Annotated in this window: 13 protein-coding genes; 7 read left to right on the top strand and 6 right to left on the bottom strand. The window is 69.2% G+C overall.

All coding sequences use genetic code 11. The features are described 5' to 3' along the window. Positions 1-169 precede the first annotated feature (169 nt). Together nadC and phnN are read left to right on the top strand one after the other, a co-directional pair. On the top strand, positions 170-1,003 hold the full coding sequence (gene nadC, locus AC1REK_RS25735; RefSeq protein ID WP_492269973.1) for a carboxylating nicotinate-nucleotide diphosphorylase: 834 nt from the start codon (positions 170-172) through the stop codon (positions 1,001-1,003). Between the two features lie 7 nt (positions 1,004-1,010). Beyond that, complete coding sequence (gene phnN, locus AC1REK_RS25730; RefSeq protein ID WP_492269972.1) at positions 1,011-3,053, top strand: phosphonate metabolism protein/1,5-bisphosphokinase (PRPP-forming) PhnN; 2,043 nt, start codon at positions 1,011-1,013, stop codon at positions 3,051-3,053. A 19-nt stretch (positions 3,054-3,072) separates the two neighbouring features. On the opposite strand, the gene AC1REK_RS25725 is transcribed toward phnN, so the two are convergent. From AC1REK_RS25725 to AC1REK_RS25710, 4 genes are all read right to left on the bottom strand, one after another. Then, positions 3,073-3,531, bottom strand: coding sequence for a MarR family winged helix-turn-helix transcriptional regulator (locus tag AC1REK_RS25725; protein WP_316019217.1), 459 nt, complete (start codon positions 3,529-3,531; stop codon positions 3,073-3,075). A gap of 291 nt (positions 3,532-3,822) precedes the next feature. After that, positions 3,823-7,227: an acyl-[ACP]--phospholipid O-acyltransferase gene (locus AC1REK_RS25720; RefSeq protein WP_492269971.1), complete on the bottom strand. Its 3,405-nt coding sequence runs from the start codon at positions 7,225-7,227 to the stop codon at positions 3,823-3,825. Between the two features lie 120 nt (positions 7,228-7,347). After that, complete coding sequence (locus AC1REK_RS25715) at positions 7,348-7,626, bottom strand: YiaA/YiaB family inner membrane protein (RefSeq protein ID WP_316019215.1); 279 nt, start codon at positions 7,624-7,626, stop codon at positions 7,348-7,350. Between the two features lie 52 nt (positions 7,627-7,678). Beyond that, a complete protein-coding gene (locus AC1REK_RS25710) occupies positions 7,679-8,371 on the bottom strand; it encodes a PspA/IM30 family protein (protein WP_492269970.1) in 693 nt (230 codons plus the stop codon). Positions 8,372-8,474: 103 nt separating this feature from the next. Here AC1REK_RS25710 and AC1REK_RS25705 point away from each other — a divergent pair, with 103 nt between their 5' ends. From AC1REK_RS25705 to AC1REK_RS25685, 5 genes are all read left to right on the top strand, one after another. Then, positions 8,475-9,104: a TetR/AcrR family transcriptional regulator gene (locus tag AC1REK_RS25705; protein WP_492269969.1), complete on the top strand. Its 630-nt coding sequence runs from the start codon at positions 8,475-8,477 to the stop codon at positions 9,102-9,104. A gap of 328 nt (positions 9,105-9,432) precedes the next feature. Beyond that, positions 9,433-10,155 carry a GntR family transcriptional regulator gene (locus AC1REK_RS25700; protein WP_492269968.1) on the top strand — a complete coding sequence of 241 codons (723 nt, stop codon included), beginning with the start codon at positions 9,433-9,435 and terminating at the stop codon, positions 10,153-10,155. 81 nt (positions 10,156-10,236) lie between these two features. After that, positions 10,237-11,820: an ABC transporter substrate-binding protein gene (locus AC1REK_RS25695; protein ID WP_492269967.1), complete on the top strand. Its 1,584-nt coding sequence runs from the start codon at positions 10,237-10,239 to the stop codon at positions 11,818-11,820. 101 nt (positions 11,821-11,921) lie between these two features. Next, positions 11,922-13,517 (top strand): gamma-glutamyltransferase, encoded by a 1,596-nt coding sequence (gene ggt, locus AC1REK_RS25690; RefSeq protein WP_492269966.1) that lies wholly within the window; start codon positions 11,922-11,924, stop codon positions 13,515-13,517. 134 nt (positions 13,518-13,651) lie between these two features. After that, positions 13,652-14,896 (top strand): aminopeptidase, encoded by a 1,245-nt coding sequence (locus AC1REK_RS25685; RefSeq protein WP_492269965.1) that lies wholly within the window; start codon positions 13,652-13,654, stop codon positions 14,894-14,896. Positions 14,897-14,953: 57 nt separating this feature from the next. Here AC1REK_RS25685 and AC1REK_RS25680 read toward each other — a convergent pair whose 3' ends face one another. Both AC1REK_RS25680 and AC1REK_RS25675 read right to left on the bottom strand, forming a co-directional pair. Then, entirely contained in the window at positions 14,954-18,502 is a 3,549-nt protein-coding gene (locus AC1REK_RS25680) for a molybdopterin cofactor-binding domain-containing protein (protein ID WP_492269964.1), read from the bottom strand. Continuing rightward, complete coding sequence (locus AC1REK_RS25675; RefSeq protein ID WP_492269963.1) at positions 18,499-18,993, bottom strand: (2Fe-2S)-binding protein; 495 nt, start codon at positions 18,991-18,993, stop codon at positions 18,499-18,501. Before AC1REK_RS25675 ends, AC1REK_RS25680 begins: the two co-directional genes overlap by 4 nt.

Raw genomic sequence — 18,993 nt, 5'->3', positions numbered from 1 at the left:
CGCCTGGGATTTCGGGCGAGACGTGCCGCCCCAATGCCGCTATCCAGCGCTGATTGACAGTCGGAAAAATCGACTGTTATTATTCGTATACAAATAAAATTTCGCTCGGGTTGGCGCGCCGATTCCGAGGAGAAGGCTCAAGGCGATCAGCGCCCGAGGAGGGGTTTCGATGTACGACAGCTTTGTTACGGATCGCCTGATCGATCTCTGGCTGACCGAGGATATCGGCGCCTGCGACCTGACCGTGCAAGTCATGATCGAGGCGAATGAGACCGGCAAGTTCCACATGAACGCCCGCGAGCCGATGATCGTCGCGGGCATCGAGGTCGCCGCCCGCGTCTTCAAGCGTTACGATCCCGAGCTCAAGGTGAAGCTGCTCGTCAAGGACGGCAACAAGGTCGAGAAGGGCGCCATCCTGATCGAGGTCGAGGGCTCTGCCCGCAGCGTGCTGACCGCCGAGCGCACCGCGCTCAACATCGCCCAGCGCCTCTCCGGCATCGCCAACGAGACCGCTCGCTATGTCGCGGCGATCGCCGGCACCAAGGCCCGTCTGATCGACACGCGCAAGACCACGCCCGGCCTGCGCATGATGGAGAAGCACGCAGTGACCTGCGGCGGCGGCCTGAACCACCGCCTCGGGCTCGATAACGGCGTGATGATCAAGGACAACCACATCGCCGTCTGCGGCAGCATCAGCGCCGCCGTCGAACGGGCCCGCAAGAAGCTGCCGGTGCTGACCAAGCTCGAGGTCGAATGCGACCGGCTCGAACAGGTCGAGGAGGCCGTCAAGGCCGGCGCCGACGTGATCATGTTCGACAACATGTCGGTCGCCGACATGACCAAGGCCGTCGCCATGATCGGCGGGCGCGCCAAGACCGAGGCCTCGGGCGGCATCCGCTTCGAGACCATCCGGCCGATCGCCGAGACCGGCGTCGACTATATCTCGACCAGCAAGATCACCCAGTCGGCCCCGGCGGTCGATATCGGCCTCGACGAGGCCTGATCCTGCGATGCGCCCCGGCACGTTCTTCTTTGTCGTCGGCCCCAGCGGCGGCGGCAAGGATACCCTGATCGACGGCGCCAGGCAGGTCCTGGAGCCGACGGGGCGCTATGTCTTCGCCAGGCGGGTCATCACCCGCCCGGCCGGGTCGGCCGGCGAGGCGCATGAGGCTGCGACGGAGGTCGGGTTCGCGGCGCGCGAGGCCGCCGGCGATTTCCTGATCAGCTGGGGCGCCCATGGCTTGCGCTATGGGCTGCCCCGAGAGCTGGTGACGGCGATCGAGAGCGGCCGCCATGTCATCGCCAATGGCTCGCGCGCCGTCATCGCCGAGCTTGCGGCGCTGCTGCCGCGCTTTGTCATCGTCGATGTCACGGCCCCAGCCGAGATCCTGGCCGCCCGGATCGCCGGGCGCGGCCGCGAGCAGGGCAGCGCCATCGAGAACCGGCTCGCCCGCAAGGTCGAGCCCTGGCCGGCCGGCATCCGCACCGTCACGGTCTGCAACGACCAGAGCCCGGAAACCGGGATCGAGCGCTTCATCGCCGCCGTCGAATCGGCCGCCAACACCTTGCGCCTGCGGCGCCTGCCGGTCTTCGCCGGCCGGGCCCACTGCGCCTGGCTCCCGGCCAAGGGAGAGCTCGTCAACGGCTTCGACTATCTCGGCCCCGGCCGGATCGAGATCTCCGGTGCCGGCGCCAGCATCCGCTCGGACATCCAGGTCGCGGATCTGCCCGCCGCGCTCGCGCCCGACGAGATCGGCCTCTCCAGCGAGGCCTTCGCCGAGCTCGGCCTTGCCGAGGGGACGGAAGTCTCGATCCGGCGCACGCCCTCGCCGGAAAGCCGCGCCGCGCTGACCCGCAAGATCCAAGGCGGCGCGCTGACCGAGGCGCAGTACCACACGCTGATCCGCGACATCGTCGAATCCCGCTATCCCGATGGCGAAGTCGCGGCCTTCCTCGTCGCAGCGACGCAGAAACTCGGGGATGACGAGGTCGTCTCGCTCGCCCGCGTCCGCACCCGCTTCGCGCAGCAGATCAGCTGGTCCGACAAGATCGTCGTCGACAAGCATTCGATGGGCGGCATTCCCGGCAGCCGGATCACGCTGATTGTGGTGCCGATCATCGCCGCCCATGGCGCCTTCCTGATGCCAAAAACCTCGTCGCGTGCGATCACTTCGGCGGCGGGCACTGCCGACGCGATGGAAGCGCTCGCCGATGTCGAGCTCACCCCGGCGGAACTGCGCGCCTGCGTCGAGAAGGCCAGGGCCTGCATCGCCTGGAATGGGCGGCTGAACCATTCGGTCGTCGACGACGTGATGAACGCGATCACAAGACCGCTCGGCATCGATTCCAATCGCTGGTCGGTGGCCTCGATCCTGTCGAAGAAGAAGACGGCCGGCTCGACCCATGTGATCGTCGACCTGCCTTATGGTCCGCGCGCCAAGCTGAAATCGCAGGAGGAGGCGGCCGAGCTCGCCGCCCTGTTCGAGACCGTCGGGCGCGGGCTCGGCCTCGTCGTCGAAGCCTTCCCGACCGACGGCACCCGGCCGATCGGGCGCGGCATCGGCCCGGCGCTCGAATGCCGCGATGTCGCCTGGGCGCTCGACAACGATCCGCAGGCACCGGCCGATCTCGTCGCCAAGGCGCTGTTCTTCGCCGGTCGCATCCTGGCCTGGGACCCGGCGCTGGGCTCGGTCGAGGCCGGCCGGGCGCGGGCCGAGGAATTGCTGCGCTCGGGCGCGGCGCGCGCCGCCTTCGAGCGCATCGTCGATGCGCAGGGGCGCCACAACCCGCCGGTCATGCCGGGGCTGCTCGTCCATACGGTGCGGGCCGAGACGGCGGGCACCGTCGCCGAGATCGATGGCTGGGCCGTCGCAGGCATTGCGAGGCGCGCCGGCGCGCCCTTTGACAAGGCGGCCGGCATCGATCTGCGCCGCGGTGTCGGCGACGAAGTCGCGGTTGGCGATCCGCTCTTTGCGATCCACGCCAGCGCCTCGAGCGATCTCGACGAGGCGCGCGCGCTGGCGGCGGAGAGCGCCTGCTTCGTGATCAGGTAGGCCGCGGAGCCGGCTCTTCTCAGCGCAGCTGCTTCAGCAGCGAGATCAGCGTCGTGCGCTGGCTCGTCGCGAGCGGCGCCAGCGTCACCTTGGTGACGGTCTCGGCCTTCGGCATCAATTCGCGGGTATAGGCGCGGCCGGCCTCGGTCAGCTGCACGATGACGCGACGCCCGTCATCGGGATCGGCGGTGGTGTGCACCAGCTTGCGCTTGATCAGCCGGTCGACCACGCCCTTGATCGTCGCCGCGTCCATCGCGGTCTGGCGCCCGAGCAGGTTCTGCGAGCTGCCGCCTTCGAGATAGAGCCGCGAGAGGACAGCCCACTGCGTCGGCGTCAGCTCCGGCCCCATGATCTCGTTGAACAGCGAGACATGGCGCTGAACCGCCTGACGCAGGATGAAGCCGACCTGCTCGGAAAGGTCGTAGCTCTCGGCTTCAGGCTCGGCCGCGACGGCGTGGGAAGGGTCGGACCCCGACATTCAGCAATCCCCTTATCCTCACCGGATCCGGTGCCGCGACCGCCGGGATAGCGTTCGCAATTGCGGGCAAGCGCCCGTCCCTGCTTTCTGGCCTCCCGGCGTTGAGTTTTCAATCGAATCTTGCCGCTGCCATCGCCAATCCGGAACGCCGCGCAATGCACCGATGTTGACGCCGCTTAGTCGCGGAGGTCGTAGGCCGCTGCAGTGCCAGCCCCGCCGCCGACCGGGATCGATCGCTGTCGGCGGCGGAGCAAGCGCCGGGACCGGCTCATACGCGCAGCCAGAAGCGGATCATGCCACGGCCGTCGCGGTGGCCGCCCGTTCCCTGACCAGCCGGGTCACCCCGGCGAAGTCGAGCTTGCCGGAGCCGAGCACCGGCACGGTGGGCACGACCATCACCTCGGCCGGTACCATCAGCTCGGAGGCGCCCTTCGCCTTGGCAAAGGCCTGGAACTCGGCACGGCTCGCGCCCTGCTTCTGCGTCACCAGCACCAGCCGTTCGCCCTTGCGCGCATCGGGCAGGCTGGCGACCGCCGAGAGCGCGTCGGGCCAGAGCTCGGCGGCGAAGGCCTCGATCGCGGCGAGCGAGACCATCTCGCCGGCGATCTTGGCGAAGCGCTTGGCCCGGCCCTTGATCGCGATGAAGCCATCCTTGTCGATGGTGACGATGTCGCCTGTGTCGTGCCAGCCCTCGGCCGGCGGTTCGAGCAGGCCCGGATTCTCGGCGCGCAGATAGCCGAGCATGATATTGGGGCCGCGGACGTGCAGGCGCCCGCCTTCCTCGACGCCGGGCACGGTCTCGAGCCGCGCTTCCATGCCGGGCATGATCCGCCCGACCGTGCCGAAGCGGTTGAACATCGGCGTGTTGATCGCCAGCACCGGAGCGGTCTCGGTCACGCCATAGCCTTCGAGAATGCGCAGGCCGAATTTCTCCATATAGGTCCGGCGCGTCGCCTCCTTGACTGGCTCGGCGCCGGCCAGGATGTAGCGCAGCGAGCGCAGGTCGTAAGGGTGGGCGGCGCGAGCATAGCCGGCAAGGAAGGTGTCGGTGCCGAACAGGATGGTGGCGTTCGAGCCGTAGACCAGCTCCGGCACCATCCGGTAGTGCAGCGGCGAGGGGTAGAGGTAGACCGGCACGCCCGAGACCAGCGGCAGCACGAGGCCGACCGTCAGGCCGAAGGAGTGGAAGACCGGCAGCACGTTGAAGACCTTATCCTGCCGGCCGAAATCGATCCGCGCCGCCGCCTGGGCCGCATTGGCCAGCATGTTGGCATGGCTGAGCACGACGCCCTTCGGCGTGCCTTCCGAGCCCGAAGTGAACAGGATCGCGGCGCGGTCCTGGCCGCCCGACGCCTCGATCGGCTTGCCATGGCACCAGAGTGCCCGAAGCTTGTCGGCCGTCGAGACGGTGGCGCGGACATCCTCCAGATAGACGATGCGGACATCGGCCTGCAGCGCCTCGATCAGCGGCCCCATCCGGCCCTTCTCGACGAAGGCGCGCGAGGTCACGATGGTCCTGATCTGCGCCGCCGTGCAGGCCGCGGCGATGTTGGTCGCTCCCGCCGTGAAGTTGATCATCGCCGGGACGCGCGCCGCCGAGATCAGCCCGAGGATCGTTACCGCCGCGCCATTGGCATTGGGCAGCATGACGCCGATCGCCTCGCCCTTGCCGGCCAGCGGCGCGAGCTTGCGGCCCAGCACCTCGGCGCCGATCAGGAGGCGCTTGTAGCTCAGCGTGCCGGTCAGTGGGTCCTCGACCGCGACGCGGCCCATGCCATGGCGCCGCGCCGCCTCGGCCACGGCGTCGAAGACGCTGCGCTCGATGTCGGTGGTGCGGAAGATCAGGTCGGACATCACCTGGTAGAGCGCCGTACCGGCGGCCTGGCGCCGGGCGCGGCCCTTGAGCTCCTCCGGCACGGTGAGCGAGACCGGCTCGAGGATGGTGACGCGCACCTTGGGGAACCAGCGCCGACGCACCTGCGCGCGGGTGAGGCGCGAAAAGATCGTCGCCTCCAGGCCTTCGATCCGGACCGGCACGACCTTCGCCCGGGACTTCTCGGCGATCATGCCGACGCCGTCATAGACCTTCATCAGGCTGCCGGTGACGGTGAGCCGGCCTTCCGGGAAGATCACCAGGCTTTCGCCGGCCTTGACCGCGTTGATCAGCGAGCGGGTCGCGAGCGGGCGGGCCGGATCGAGCGGCATCGCCCGGGTCAGCCTGAGGAAGGGCTTCACCCACCAGCGCTGGGCGATGCCGTGGTCGATCGCGAAGACCGGCTCCTTGTCGAGGATCGAGAGCGCCAGCGCCGCGTCGAGGAAGGAGACGTGGTTGAGCGCGATGATCGCGTTATCGCCAGCCTTGGCGATGTTCTCGCGACCGGTGACCTCGACCCGATAGAAGGCGCGAAACAGGATCGACAGGAAATCGCTCAGCGGATTGGTCGGCAGCGTCCGGAAGATCCAGAGCGAGGCGGCGATGGTCGCGGCGCCGATCAGCAGGAAGAGATGCGACAGGGTGAAACCCGCCGCCTGCAGCAGGGCCACAGCGAGCGCGCCCGCGACCATGAAGGCGGCGGAGAGCACGTTGACGGCGGCGACGATGCGGGCGCGCTTCTCGGCCGGCGACCAGCTCTGCGTCGCGGCGAAGGAGGGCACGATGAAGACGCCGCCGGCGATGGCGAGGCCGGCAAGGTCGATGCCGACGCGCCAGGCTGATGCATCCCGGAAGAAGACAGCCATGTCCTGCGCCGGCTGGTGCGGAACGATGCCGGAGATTGCCCAGCCGAGATCGAGCGCGAACAGGCCCATGACGATGCCGGCAACCGGCACCGGCAGCAGGACGATCCGTCCGCTCGACAGGAAGGAGCCGAAGCCGGAGCCGACCGCGATGGCGATGGCGAAGATCGCGAGATAGGTCGAGACGACCATCTCCGTGCCGCCCATGCCGTTCTTCACCAGCGCGGGCAGCAGCGCCATCACCACGGCACCGATCAGCCAGAAGATCGAGACCATCACGCCGGTGCGCCACAGGCGGACGTCGGCCCAGAGATCCGTGAGGAGGTCGCGCGTCGAGCGCAGGATGTTGCGGTCGATGGCAAGATCAGGAGCGGCCGGGCCGGTCTTCGGAATGAACAGGGTCGCGACCCAGCAGGCGAGGGCAAAGACCAGGATCAGCAGGCTGAGCTGGGCGGCATCGCCGCCTTCGCGCGCAGTGAGGCCACCGGCGATGGTGCCGAGCAGGATCGCTATGAAGGTCGCGCCCTCGATCAGCGCGTTGCCGGCCGGCAGTTCCTCGCGCTTCAGATGGTCGGGCAGGATGCCGTATTTGATCGGCCCGAACAGTGCGGCGATGACGCCGAACAGGAAGAGCGCGACGAACAGCACGGGCACGGAATGCAAGGTGAAGCCGAGCACCGCGACACCCGCGGCGCCGATCTCGGCGAGCTTCAGCCGCTGCGCCATCACCGCCTTGTCGAAGCGGTCCGCCATCTGGCCGCCGATCCCGGAGAGCAGGAAGAAAGGCGCGATGAAGAGCGCGCCCGCAAGCGTCACCAGCGCTTCGCCATGCGAGCCGGCGAGCCTGTACAGGATGATGAAGACGAGCGCGTTCTTCAGGAAATTGTCGTTGAAGGCAGAGAAGAACTGGGCCCAGAACAGCGGCGCAAAGCGTCGCTTCAGCAGCAATGTGTCGATCATGGCGGGCTCGCGAAGGGACTGGGGAGAGGATAGCATCGCCCTGGCACAGCAAATCTTGCCGGCACTGGGCGATGCGGGGAAGCGGCTAGACGGAGCTTACCAATTGTTGGCCTGACCGCATCAGGCGACCGGCTTGCCGGCATCCATCAGGAGGCGTTCGGTGCGGGCGTCCTCGATGCGGTTCACCAGCTTCGAGGCCTCGTGCATGTCGCGCACCGTCTTGGTCATGGTGATGCAGGACTGGACCAGCATGACCACGCCCATGGCGAGGTAGCCCTTGGCCCACCAGTCGAGCGGCAGGAAAAGGATGCCGGCGCCGACCATGGCGGCGGCTCCGAGGAACGAGGCGTAGGTGAAGGTCATCCAGGCGCCGCTATGCGGCTGCGCGTTCTGGTTCATCGTCTTTCTCCCATCGGTCGGATTTGCGGAACGCAGAGGTCAATTCGCAGGATCAGCTCGGCTGGACCTGCCGGGCGCGCAGGCGCTCGAGCACGTCCTCGGCGCTTGCCCGCAGGCGCGGGCCGAAGCCGCGGGCGGCGAGCTTCTCGGTGATCGAGGCCGCTGCCGCGCCATCGAGTTCGTCGAGGGCGAGGTCGGCGGCTTCCGCCTCGACCTGGCGCTCGCGCAGTCGCTTCAGGGTCTGCTCGGCCTCGGCGAGCGTCGCCTCGTGCGGCAGGCCGGCGTCGATGCGGCCACGCCTGATGTCGCGGACCGCCTCGGAGGCGCGGGCGAGGCGGCGGCCGCGATCGAGCTCGGCGATCCGGGCCTGGGCCTGGCCGACATGGCGGCGCAGCCGGACGATCTCGGCCGCGAACAGCACCTGCGCGCTCGCCGCCGCATCGCGATCGGCCTCCAGGCTCGCGATCGCCTCGGCGCCTTCGCGGGCGAGCCCATCATCGCCGGCGACCAGCGCCGCGCTGACGCGCAACTCCAGATCGGCGATGCGGGCATTGCCGGTGGCGAGCCGCATGCTCTCCTGCTGGTCCTGCCCGATCGCCAGGGCCAGCGCCTTCTTGGCGCGCTCGAAGGTGCTTGCGGCATCGCGGAGCTGCTGGTCGAGGATCACGAGCGCGTTCCGATCGGCAAAGCGCTCCTCGGCGATCGCGGCGCCGCCGCGGATGAAGGTGAGAAACATCTTGAGCATTGGTTCCCTCCTGCTATGAACGTTGTTCATGATAGATGCATAACCGATCTATGAACGCCGTTCAAGTCAAATTTTGAACGATGTTCATGACAGGGGAAGCCAGATGACCACGACCGCCGCCCGCCGGGATCGCCAGCGCGAGCAACTGATCGAGGCTGCCGAGCGCACGATCGCCGAAAGGGGGCTCGCGGGCCTGAAGGCGCGCGAGCTTGCCGGCGAGATCGGCTGCGCGCTGGGCGCGATCTACAATCTCGTGCGCGACATGGACGAGCTCGTGCTGCGGGTGGGGTCGCGCACCCTCGCCAGGCTGGACGAGGCGCTGGGGCATGCCTCGCAAGGGGCGCTGGCCGCTGCGCCGGAGGATGCCGCCGGCCGCCTGGTCGCGATCGCCCTGGCCTATTCGGCCTTCGCTCGGGAAAATCCCCGACTCTGGCGGACGCTGTTCGAGTATCGCATGGCGGAAGGAGCGGAGGTTCCGGACTGGGCGGTCGCCGAGCAGATGCAGCTCTTCCGCCATATTATGGCGCCGCTTGCCGCTCTGCTGCCGGAAGCGGGCGAGCCGCAGCGGCTGCTGCTCGGGCGTACCCTGTTCTCGGCCGTGCACGGCGTCGTCGCGATCGGCCTCGAAGAGAAGCTCGTCGCGGTGCCGCGCCGGGAGCTCGACCACCAGATCGAGACGCTGGTTCGGCTGGTCTGCGCCGGGCTCGCAGCGGATGCCAGGCTGATCCGCTAGGCGTCTGCGGAGCGGGCAGCGGCGCCATATCGCGCTTAGGGCTCAGACCGTTGTCTCCACGTCATTTCGGCCAAGCGGAAGCCGCGCGGCTCTCGAACCGATCGAAGAACGCTGCGCTCTACGATGGATCCCGGCCCTGCGCTTCGCTCCGGCCGGGATGACGGCGGCTCGCGATTGACCGTGACCGCCTACCAGCTGCCTGTGGCGTGGCGCTTGACCGCCGCAGTTGGTGCCGTGCAGGATTGTATGAGTGGATACACTCATACACTCGGTGAGCTTCAGCCAGCATGATTGGAGCGGGCCGCGGCTGGGGCAGGGAGATGATCGCATGGCTTTCCGACCAGCGCCGGCAGCCGGCACGGCGCCGGAGGAGGCCTATCTCGCCATCCTCGCCGGCATTCGCAGCGGCCGCTACGAGCCCGGCGAGCGCCTGATCCCCGAGGCGATCGCCAAGGAGCTGGCGATGAGCCGGATGCCGGTGCGCGAGGCTTTCCAGCGCCTCGCCAATGAGGGGCTCGTGACCATCCGGCCCAATCGCGGCTGCGTCGTCGCCGGCTTGACCGTCGACGAGATCTACGAGGCGTTCGAGATCCGTTCGGTGCTGGAAGGCCTTGCCGTCCGCCTCGCCATGCCGCGCGTCGATGCTGCCGTGCTGGCCGAGCTCGATGATCATCTGTCCCGGATGCAGCGCGCCGGGGAAGCGGGCGGCGAGGCCTGGCTCGCCGCGCATCAGGCCTTCCACGCCTATATCTGCGGGCTAAGCCGGCGCCCGAAGCTCGTCGCCCAGATCGCAGCGCTGCACATCGCGGTCGAGCCCTATATGCGCGTCTGGCTGCACCATGTCGCGCGCCCGACCACGGCGACCCAGGCCCAGAACGAGATCGTCGCGGCGATCCGCAGCGGCGATGCCGCCCGGGCCGAGACGGTGATGCGCGAGCATGTGCTGCGCACAGCGCCGAAGCTCGCCGAGTTCCTGCGCAGTAGCGGATATCCGGCGGTGGCGCGCCGCGCCACGCTGACCGCGCAGCCAGCGGCATCGGAGCCTGCCTGAATCAGAAGACCAGCGGCCGCCGCGCGAAAATGGCGGCCATCGGAGGACGTCCGGGGACCACGACAAGAACAGGGGATTACGATGGATCGACGCCAGTTTCTGAAAGCCTCCGCCGTTACTGCCTTCCTGCCCGCCGCGCCGCTGATCGCCCGTGCACAGGACGCCAAGACCCTGCGCTTCGTGCCCTATTCCGACGTCGCGATCATCGATCCGATCTGGACCAACGGCTATTCGACCCGCACCCACGCGCTTCTGGTCTGGGACACGCTTTACGGGCTCGACGACCAGTTCCAGCCGCAGCCGCAAATGGTCGAAGGCCATCTCGTCGAGGATGACGGCAAGCGCTGGACGCTGACGCTGCGCCCCGGCCTCGTCTTCCATGACGGCAGCAAGGTCCTGGCTCGCGACGCCGTCGCCTCGATCAGGCGCTGGGGCGCGCGCGACACTTTCGGCCAGGCGCTGATGGCGGCGACCGAGGAGCTTTCCGCCCCGGACGACCGCACCATCCTCTTCCGCCTGCGCCGGCCTTTCCCGCAATTGCCGGCGGCGCTCGCCCGCCCGAGCGCGCTCGTCGCGGCGATCATGCCGGAGCGGCTGGCCCAGACCGATCCGTTCAAGCAGATCCCGGAAGCGATCGGCAGCGGGCCCTATCGCTATCTTACGGCCGAGCGCATCGCCGGCGCCCGCCATGTCTATGCCCGGCATGAAGGCTATCTGCCGCGCGAGGGCACGCCGAGCTTCACCGCCGGCCCGCGTACGCCCCTTCTCGACCGGATCGAGTTCAACGTCATGCCCGATCCGGCAACCGCAATCTCGGCGCTGCAGACCGGTGCGGTCGACTGGGTCGAGCAGCCGATCATCGACCTCCTGCCCTTGCTGCGGAAGGACCCGAACATCACCGTCGCGGTCAAGGATCGCAGCGGCATGGCCGGACAATTGCGGCTCAATCATCTCCAGCCGCCGTTCAGCAATCCCGCCATCCGCCGCGTCGTGCTGAAGGCGATCAACCAGGAAGACTGCATGAACGCGGTCTGCGGCGGCGATCCCGAGGTCGAGCGCGGCAGCATCGGCTTCTTCCCGAGCAATTCGGCGATGGCGTCCGAGGTCGGCATCGAGGCGCTGAAGGCGCCGAAGGATTTCGGCAAGCTCAAGCAGGAGCTGGAAGCCGCCGGCTACAAGGGCGAGCGCGTTGTCTTCCTCTCCGGCCAGGACGTGCCGCGCATCGCCCTCGCCGCCGAGGTGGCGGCCGATGCCTTGCGCAAGATCGGCATGAATGTCGATTTCGTCGCTGCCGACTGGGGCACGGTGCTGCAGCGCATCAGCAATCGCAGCCCGGTCGAGCAGGGCGGCTGGGGCTGCTACATCACCTATTGGTCGGGGCTCGACCTCGGCTCGCCGGCGACGAGCTCGCCCTTGCGCGGCAACGGCGCCAAGGGCAGCCCCGGCTGGCCCGATAGCCCGGCGATCGAGGCTTTGCGGGCGCGCTGGCTGGAGGCGCCCGACCTCGCCGGCCAGAAGGCGATCGCCCAGGAGATCCAGCTGCAGGCGATGCAGGATGTGCCCTACGTCCCCGCCGGCCAGTACTTCCAGCCCGTCGCCTATCGCAAGAACCTGACCGGCATGCTGAACGGCGTCCCGGTCTTCACCAATCTGCGGAAGGGCTGAGGCCCGCCCGCAATCCCCCAAACCGGCGCAGCGCTCTTGGTTGCGCCGGTCCCACGCGAACCCCGGCCCGTTGCCGGCGTGCCCGACGAAAGACCTGCCCGATGCGCGATTTCGAACTCCCCGGCCGCTCGCTCGCGATCAGCCGCAATGCCATGGCCGCCACCTCGCACCCGGCCTCGACGCTGGCCGCGCTCGACATCCTGCGTGCCGGCGGCAATGCGATCGACGCGGCGGTCGGCGCCTGCGCCGTGCAATGCGTGGTCGAGGCCGGCTCGACCGGCATCGGCGGCGACTGCTTCGTGCTCTATTCGCCGGGCGGCTCGACCGATATCCGCGCCTATAACGGCTCCGGCCGCACGCCGGCCGCCGCAACGCTCGACTGGTACGCCAAGGCCGGCATCACCACGCTGGAGCGGCACTCGCCGCATGCGGTCACCGTGCCGGGCGCGGTCGAGGCCTGGGCGCGGCTGGTCAAGGACCATGGCAGGCTGCCGCTCTTCGAGATCTTCCAGCCGGCGATCGCGCTCGCCCGCGAGGGTTATGCCGTCACGCCGCGCGTCGCCCACGACCTCGCCGGCCAGCACGACACGCTGGTCCGCGACCCGAACGCCGCCGCGACCTTCCTCGTCGATGGCCAGCCGCCGAAGGCCGGCACCGTGCAGCATCAGCCCGGCCTCGCCGCGACGCTCGAGGCGATCGGCCGGGAGGGGCCGGATGCCTTCTATCGCGGCGAGATCGCCGCCGAGATGGTCGCGCATCTCAACGCCGCCGGCGGCCTGCATACGCGGGAGGATTTCGCCGCGGCACAGGGCGAATACGTCAAGCCGATCAGCACCAGCTTCCGCGGCCGCACCGTCTACGAGTGTCCGCCGAACGGGCAGGGCATCATCGCGCTGATGATCATGAAGATCCTCGAGCGCTTCCAGCCCAAGGGCGGCCCGCTCGAGGCCGCGAACCTGCATATCGAGCTCGAAGCGACGCGCCTCGCCTATGCGGCACGCGACCGGCTCGTCGCCGACATGGCGCAGGAGAAGGTGCCGGTCGAGCTGCTGCTCTCGGACGGGCTCGCCGACCAGCTCGCCGCCGCGATCGATCCTTCCCGCGCCACCGATCCGCTGCCCGTCATCCCCGCCGGCGCCGAGCACAGCGACACCGTCTACATCTGCGTCGTCGACAAGGACCGCAACGCCGTCAGCTTCATCAACTCGATCTTCTCGCCCTATGGCAGCGGGCTGATGACGAGGAAATCGGGCGTGCTCTTTCATAATCGCGGCCAGAGCTTCGTGCTGAAGCCGGGCCACCCCAACGCGGTCGCGCCGCGCAAGCGCCCGATGCACACCATCATCCCCGGCATGGTCGCGGAAAATGGCCGCGTCGTGATGCCGTTCGGCGTGATGGGCGGCCACTACCAGGCAATGGGGCACGCCCATTTCCTGGCGAAGCTGTTCGACCACGGGCTCGACCTGCAGGAGGCGATCGACCTGCCGCGCCTGTTCCCGCTGCCGGGCACGGCGACGGTCGAGGTCGAGGGGCGCCTGCGCGAAAGCGTCGGCGCGGAACTGGCAGCCCGCGGCTTCGACGTCCAGCCGCCGAAGACCCCGATGGGCGGCGCGCAGGCGATCTGGATCGACTGGGAGAAGGGCACGCTGACCGGCGGCTCCGATCCGCGCAAGGATGGCTGCGCGCTCGGCCTCTGAGCGGTCGCCGCCGCCACCCGCATACTGCCATGGCCGGCGCTGCACGAATGCTGCGCCGGCAGCAGTGCGGTTGACCTTGAGGCGATTTGCGCCTGCATTGCGCCTCTGATTTCGAATCTGATGCGGACCCTCTCATGAACAAGCACGTCTCGGGCATCGATCCCGCCAAGCTCGACCGGCTGGCGCAGGTCGCCGTCAAGGTCGGCCTCAATCTGCAGGAGGGGCAGGACCTCTTCCTGACCGCGCCGCTGGCGGCGCTGCCGCTGGTGCGGCGCATCGCCGAGCACGCCTACAAGGCCGGCGCCGGCCTGGTGACGCCGATCTTCTCCGACGAGGAGCTGACGCTGGCGCGGTATCGCTATGGCAAGGATGGCAGCTTCGACCGTGCCGCCGGCTGGCTGCACGAGGGCGCCGCCAAGGCTTTCGCCGCCCACACCGCCCGCCTCGCCATCGTCGGCGACGACCCGATGCTGCTCTCGGCGCAGGACCCGGCCAAGGTCGCCCGCGCCAACAAGGCGAACTCGGTGGCCTATCAGCCGGCCCTGGAGAAGATCGCCAATTTCGACATCAACTGGAACATCGTCGCCTTTCCCGGCGCCGCCTGGGCCCGGCAGGTCTTCAAGGACGATGCCGAGGAGATCGCCGTCGCGCGCCTCGCCGAGGCGATCTTCGCGGCCTCCCGCGTCGACCGCGACGACCCCGTCGCCGCCTGGGCCGCTCATAACGCCGCTCTCGCCCAGCGCACGAAATGGCTGAACGGCGAGCGCTTCGCGGCCTTGCATTTCACCGGGCCCGGCACCGATCTCACCGTCGGCCTCGCCGATGGTCATGAATGGCAGGGCGGGGCCTCGACCGCCAAGAACGGCGTCACCTGCAACGCCAACATCCCGACCGAGGAGGTCTTCACCACCCCGCATGCGCGCCGGGTGGAGGGCCATGTCTCCTCGACCAAGCCGCTCTCCTATCAGGGCACGCTGATCGACGAGATCCAGGTCCGCTTCCAGGAAGGCCGTATCGTCGAGGCGAAGGCGGCGCGCGGCGAAGAGGTGCTGAACCGGGTGCTCGACACCGACGAGGGCGCCCGCCGCCTCGGCGAGGTCGCGCTGGTCCCGCATTCCTCGCCGATCTCGCAGAGCGGCATCCTGTTCTACAACACGCTCTTCGACGAGAACGCCTCCTGCCATATCGCGCTCGGCCAGTGCTATTCGAAGTGCTTCGTCGACGGCAGCAAGCTGACGGCCGACGAGATCGCGGCGCAGGGCGGCAATAAGAGCCTGATCCATATCGACTGGATGATCGGCTCCGGCGAGGTCGACATCGAGGGCGTCAAGCCCGATGGCAGCCGCGTGCCGGTGTTCCGCAAGGGCGAATGGGCCTGAGGTCCGTCGCTTCGACGATGGTCGGGGGACTACGGTCCCGGCCATGACGGCGCGGCCTCAGTGCCCTGTTTTGCGTGCCCGGGCGACCGCCGCCTCGACCCCGTCCCAGGCGGGCTTGTCCGGCGCGAAGCGGGCGCGCATGTAGCCGGCGAGCTCGACGATCTGGCGGTCGTCGAGCGCCGTGGCGAAGGAGGGCATCGAGCCGATGCCGTGCTGGCCGCCCTCGAGCAGCATGTTGACGAGGTTGGTCGGCGTCGTGGCATGGAGCTTCGACGACAGGCCGAGCGACGGCCCGGCATTGACGAGCGGCGCCGCGCGGCCGGGCTCATGGCAGGCGGCACAGGCGCCCTGATAAAGGCGCGCGGCCGGTGAGGTCGCGGGATTGGCCGCGGTGCTGGTGGCGAGTTCGATCCGGCTGGCGCGGGCCTGCGCCTCCGCTTCCGGGAGCGGCGTGTTCAGGGAGGCGAGATAGGTCGCCATCGCCCTGATGTCGGCATCCGGCAGTTCCTTGAGCTCGGCGATCACCGGGGCCATCGGGCCGGCCGCGGCGCCATGCAGTTTCGAGGTTCCGGTGCGCAGATAGGCGTAGAGCTCGGCCTCGCTCCAGGGGAGCGGTCCGGCAGAGGCATTGGTCAGGGCCGGCGCCTCCCAGCCTTCGGCCTCGCCGCCGGTGAGATAGGCGCTGCCGCCGCGCTCGGCTCCGAGCGCGTTGCGCGGCGTGTGGCAGGCGCTGCAATGGCCTAGCCCATCAACCAGATAGCGGCCGCGATTCCATTCGGCCGAGCGCGCCGGTTCCGGCTTGAGCTCGCCCGTCGGCCGGAACAGCAGGTTCCAGCCGGCCATCAGCGGGCGCAGGTTGAAGGGGAAGGTCATCCGGCTCGGCTGGTTCTCCTGCCGCACCGCTGGTTGGGACATCAGGAAGGCGTAGAGCGCCTGCAGGTCGGCCTCGCTGGTCCTGGCGTAGTTCGCATAAGGGAAGGCCGGGTAGAGATGGCGGCCGTCGCGGTGGATGCCGGCGCGCATCGCCCGCTCGAAGGCCGGGTAGGACCAGTTGCCGATGCCGGTTTCCGGATCGGGCGTGATGTTGGTGGTCATCACCGTGCCGAAAGGCGTCTCGAGTGCGAACCCGCCGGCATAGGGCACGCCGTCCTTGGCGGTATGGCAGACTGCGCAGGCGCCGAGGGCCGCGAGCTGGCGGCCCCGTTCGATCGTCGCGGCCGACCAGGTCGCGGGATCGGGCCGGGCGATCGGCGCGATCGCGGGGGCGATCGCGAGCGAGATCGCCGCGAAGCCTGTAGCTCCGGCGAAAGCCGCGCCGAACTTGCTCCACAGGCCGAAACGCCGGGGCTTCTCCGGCAGTTGCGGCGCGGCGGGCGCTGCCGGCGGCAGCCGCCCGAGGCCGGCGAGCACGCGCTCGGGCGTCAGCGGCAATTCGCGAAAGCGCACGCCGGTCGCGTCATAGACGGCGTTGACGATGGCGGCGGCGCTCGGGACCGAAGCCGACTCGCCGGCGCCGAGCGGCGCCTCATGCTGCTTGTCGACGAGCAGCACGTCGATCGCCGGCAGCTCCGGGAAGGTCAGGACCGGATAGGCGCCCCAGTCGCGGGCGGCGACGGCGGTGGTCTGCGAGAAGCTCACCTCCTCGCGCAGCACGCGGCTGGTCGATTGCAGGACATTGCCGTGGACCTGATGGGTCACGCCGGCCGGGTTGACGATCATGCCGGTGTCCTGGCCGACGGTGACGCGGCTGACCGTGACCTCGCCGGTGGTGCGATTGACCGCGACATCGGCAACCCAGGCGGCCCAGGCGGCGCCGACGCCCGGCCAGCTGCCATGGACATAGCGCGCCTGCGCGAAGCCGCGGCCGCGCAGGATCTCGCCGTCGGCCTCCATGCGCGGGCCGACATGCGGCTGCCAGCCCGCCCGCTCGGCGGTGGCACGGGTCAGCTCGGCGGCGCGCTCGTCATTGATGTGGCGGAGGCGGAATTCGACCGGGTCGACGCCGGCCTCATGGGCGAGCTCGTCGATATAGCTCTCATGGGCGAAGACGTTCGGCATGGCCGAGACGCCGCGCAGCCAGGAGGCGCGGACGATCGGCGGCATGTCATAGGCCGTTAGCCGCATGTTCTCGTAATCGTAGGACGGCACGGCGGTACGGTCGCCCATGCGCAGCGTCGCCGGCTGGTTCGGGATCCGCCCGGTCAGCAGCAGTGCCAGCGTCGGCGCCGCGTTCGACGGATACCAGGTGTGGAAATCATAGGCTGCGAGCGAGGCATCGGGGCCGAGCCCGCCCTTGATGTCGATCAGCTGGGCGGCGCCCTTCGGCTCCCAGAGATGTTCCTGCTCGCGGGTGAGTTGGACGCGCACCGGCGCGCCGACTGCGCGCGAGAGCAGAACCGCATCGGCGGCGACGTCGTCGGCGCAGTTGCGGCCATAGCAGCCGGCGGCCTCGTGGCGGACGATGTCGATCTGCTCGCGCGGCAGGCCGGTGAGCACGGCGAGGTCGTTCTGGAGCGGAAACGGGTTCTGGCTGCCGGTCCAGACCGTGATGCCGTCGGCGCGCACATCGGCGACGGCGCAGGACGGGCCGATCGAGCCATGCATGTGGTAGGGCCAGACATAGGTGCGGTCGAGCCGCTTCTCGAGCGTGCCGAGGGCGGCCTCGACATCGCCCTCGTCGACCAGCAGCCGCGGTGTCGAGGGATGGGCGCGCAGGGCCTGGGCGACGTCGGAGAGGTCCGGCGGCGTGAACGAGCGCCACTCCGCCTTCAGGGCGAGCGCGGCCTCCGCGGCCTGCTCCTCGCGCTCGGCGACGATGCCGATGAAATCGCCCTCGACGACGAGGGCGCAGATGCCGGGTATGCCGGAGATCGAGTCGCGGTCGACCGCGATCAGGCTCCGTCCGACGAAGTCGCCGGCATCCATGCCGGAATAGGGTGGGCGGACGACGCGGCCGTGCAGCATGCCGGGCACGCGCACGTCATGGACATAGACGAAGCTGCCATCGACCTTGGCGGGGATGTCGACCCGTGCCACCGATCGGCCGATCAGCCTGTGATGGTCGATCGGCTTGAACTGCGCGCTCTCGGCCAGCGGCAGCAGCAGGCGCTCATTGGCGAGCAGCGTGTCGAGGCCGATGGCCGGCACTGCGGCCTCGCCGCGATGGAGCCGGCCGTCGCGCAGGCTGATCTCGTCCTCGCCGCAGGCGAGCGCCGCGGCGGCGAGCCCGATCAGCCGGGCGCGGATCTGGGTGGCGCCGATCCGCATCGCGACCGAGGTGACCTGGATCGTCTCGCTGGCGATGGTCGCGCCCTGGTCCGGCGTGTCGGCGGTGTCGCCGAGGACCATCTCGACGGCGTCGAAGGGAAAGTCGAGCTCCTCGGCCACCATCTGGGCGAGCGCGGTGCGGATGCCGGTGCCGAGATCGACATGGCCGCAGAAGGCGAGGATGCGCCCTTCGGCGGTGAGGCAGATATGCAGGTCGAGGGCGTCCTCGGAGGTGTCGCCAGCCGGCGCGCCCTTGCGCGGCGCGACGACGGCGATGATGCCGCCGCGCTGCAGCAGCGCCCTTCGCGAGAGGGGAGGCGGTGGCACGCTGTCATTCATGGCGCAGCCGCCTCGCTGGCCTGCCCGCGCTCGGCGGCGAGCAGCACGGCCTTGACGATCTCGACATGGGTGCCGCAGCGGCAAAGATTATAGCGCAGCGCTTCGCGCACCTGCGCCTCGCTCGGCGCCGGATTCACGGCCAGGAAGGCCTTGGCGGTCATGATCATGCCGTTGATGCAGTAGCCGCATTGCGCGGCCTGGGCGTCGATGAAGGCCTGCTGGACCGGGTCGGGCCCCTCGCTGCTGCCGAGCCCTTCCAGCGTGACGATCTCGCGCTCTTCCGCAAGCCGGATCGGCAGGGCGCAGGCCCGGGCGGCGATGCCGTCGATCAGTACGGTGCAGGCGCCGCATTCGCCGAGGCCGCAGCCGAATTTCGGGCCGTTCAGTAAAAGGTCGTTGCGCAGGAAGAAGAGTAGGGGGGTCTGCGGCTCGCCCTCGACGAGGTGATCGGCGCCGTTGACGCGCAGGGCGAAGCGCCGCGTCGTTCTCAT

Source organism: Allobosea sp. GW823-FHT02B03 (assembly GCF_058797755.1).
Note: the sequence above shows the minus strand (reverse complement) of the source record. Positions and strands in the feature narration are given on the sequence as shown.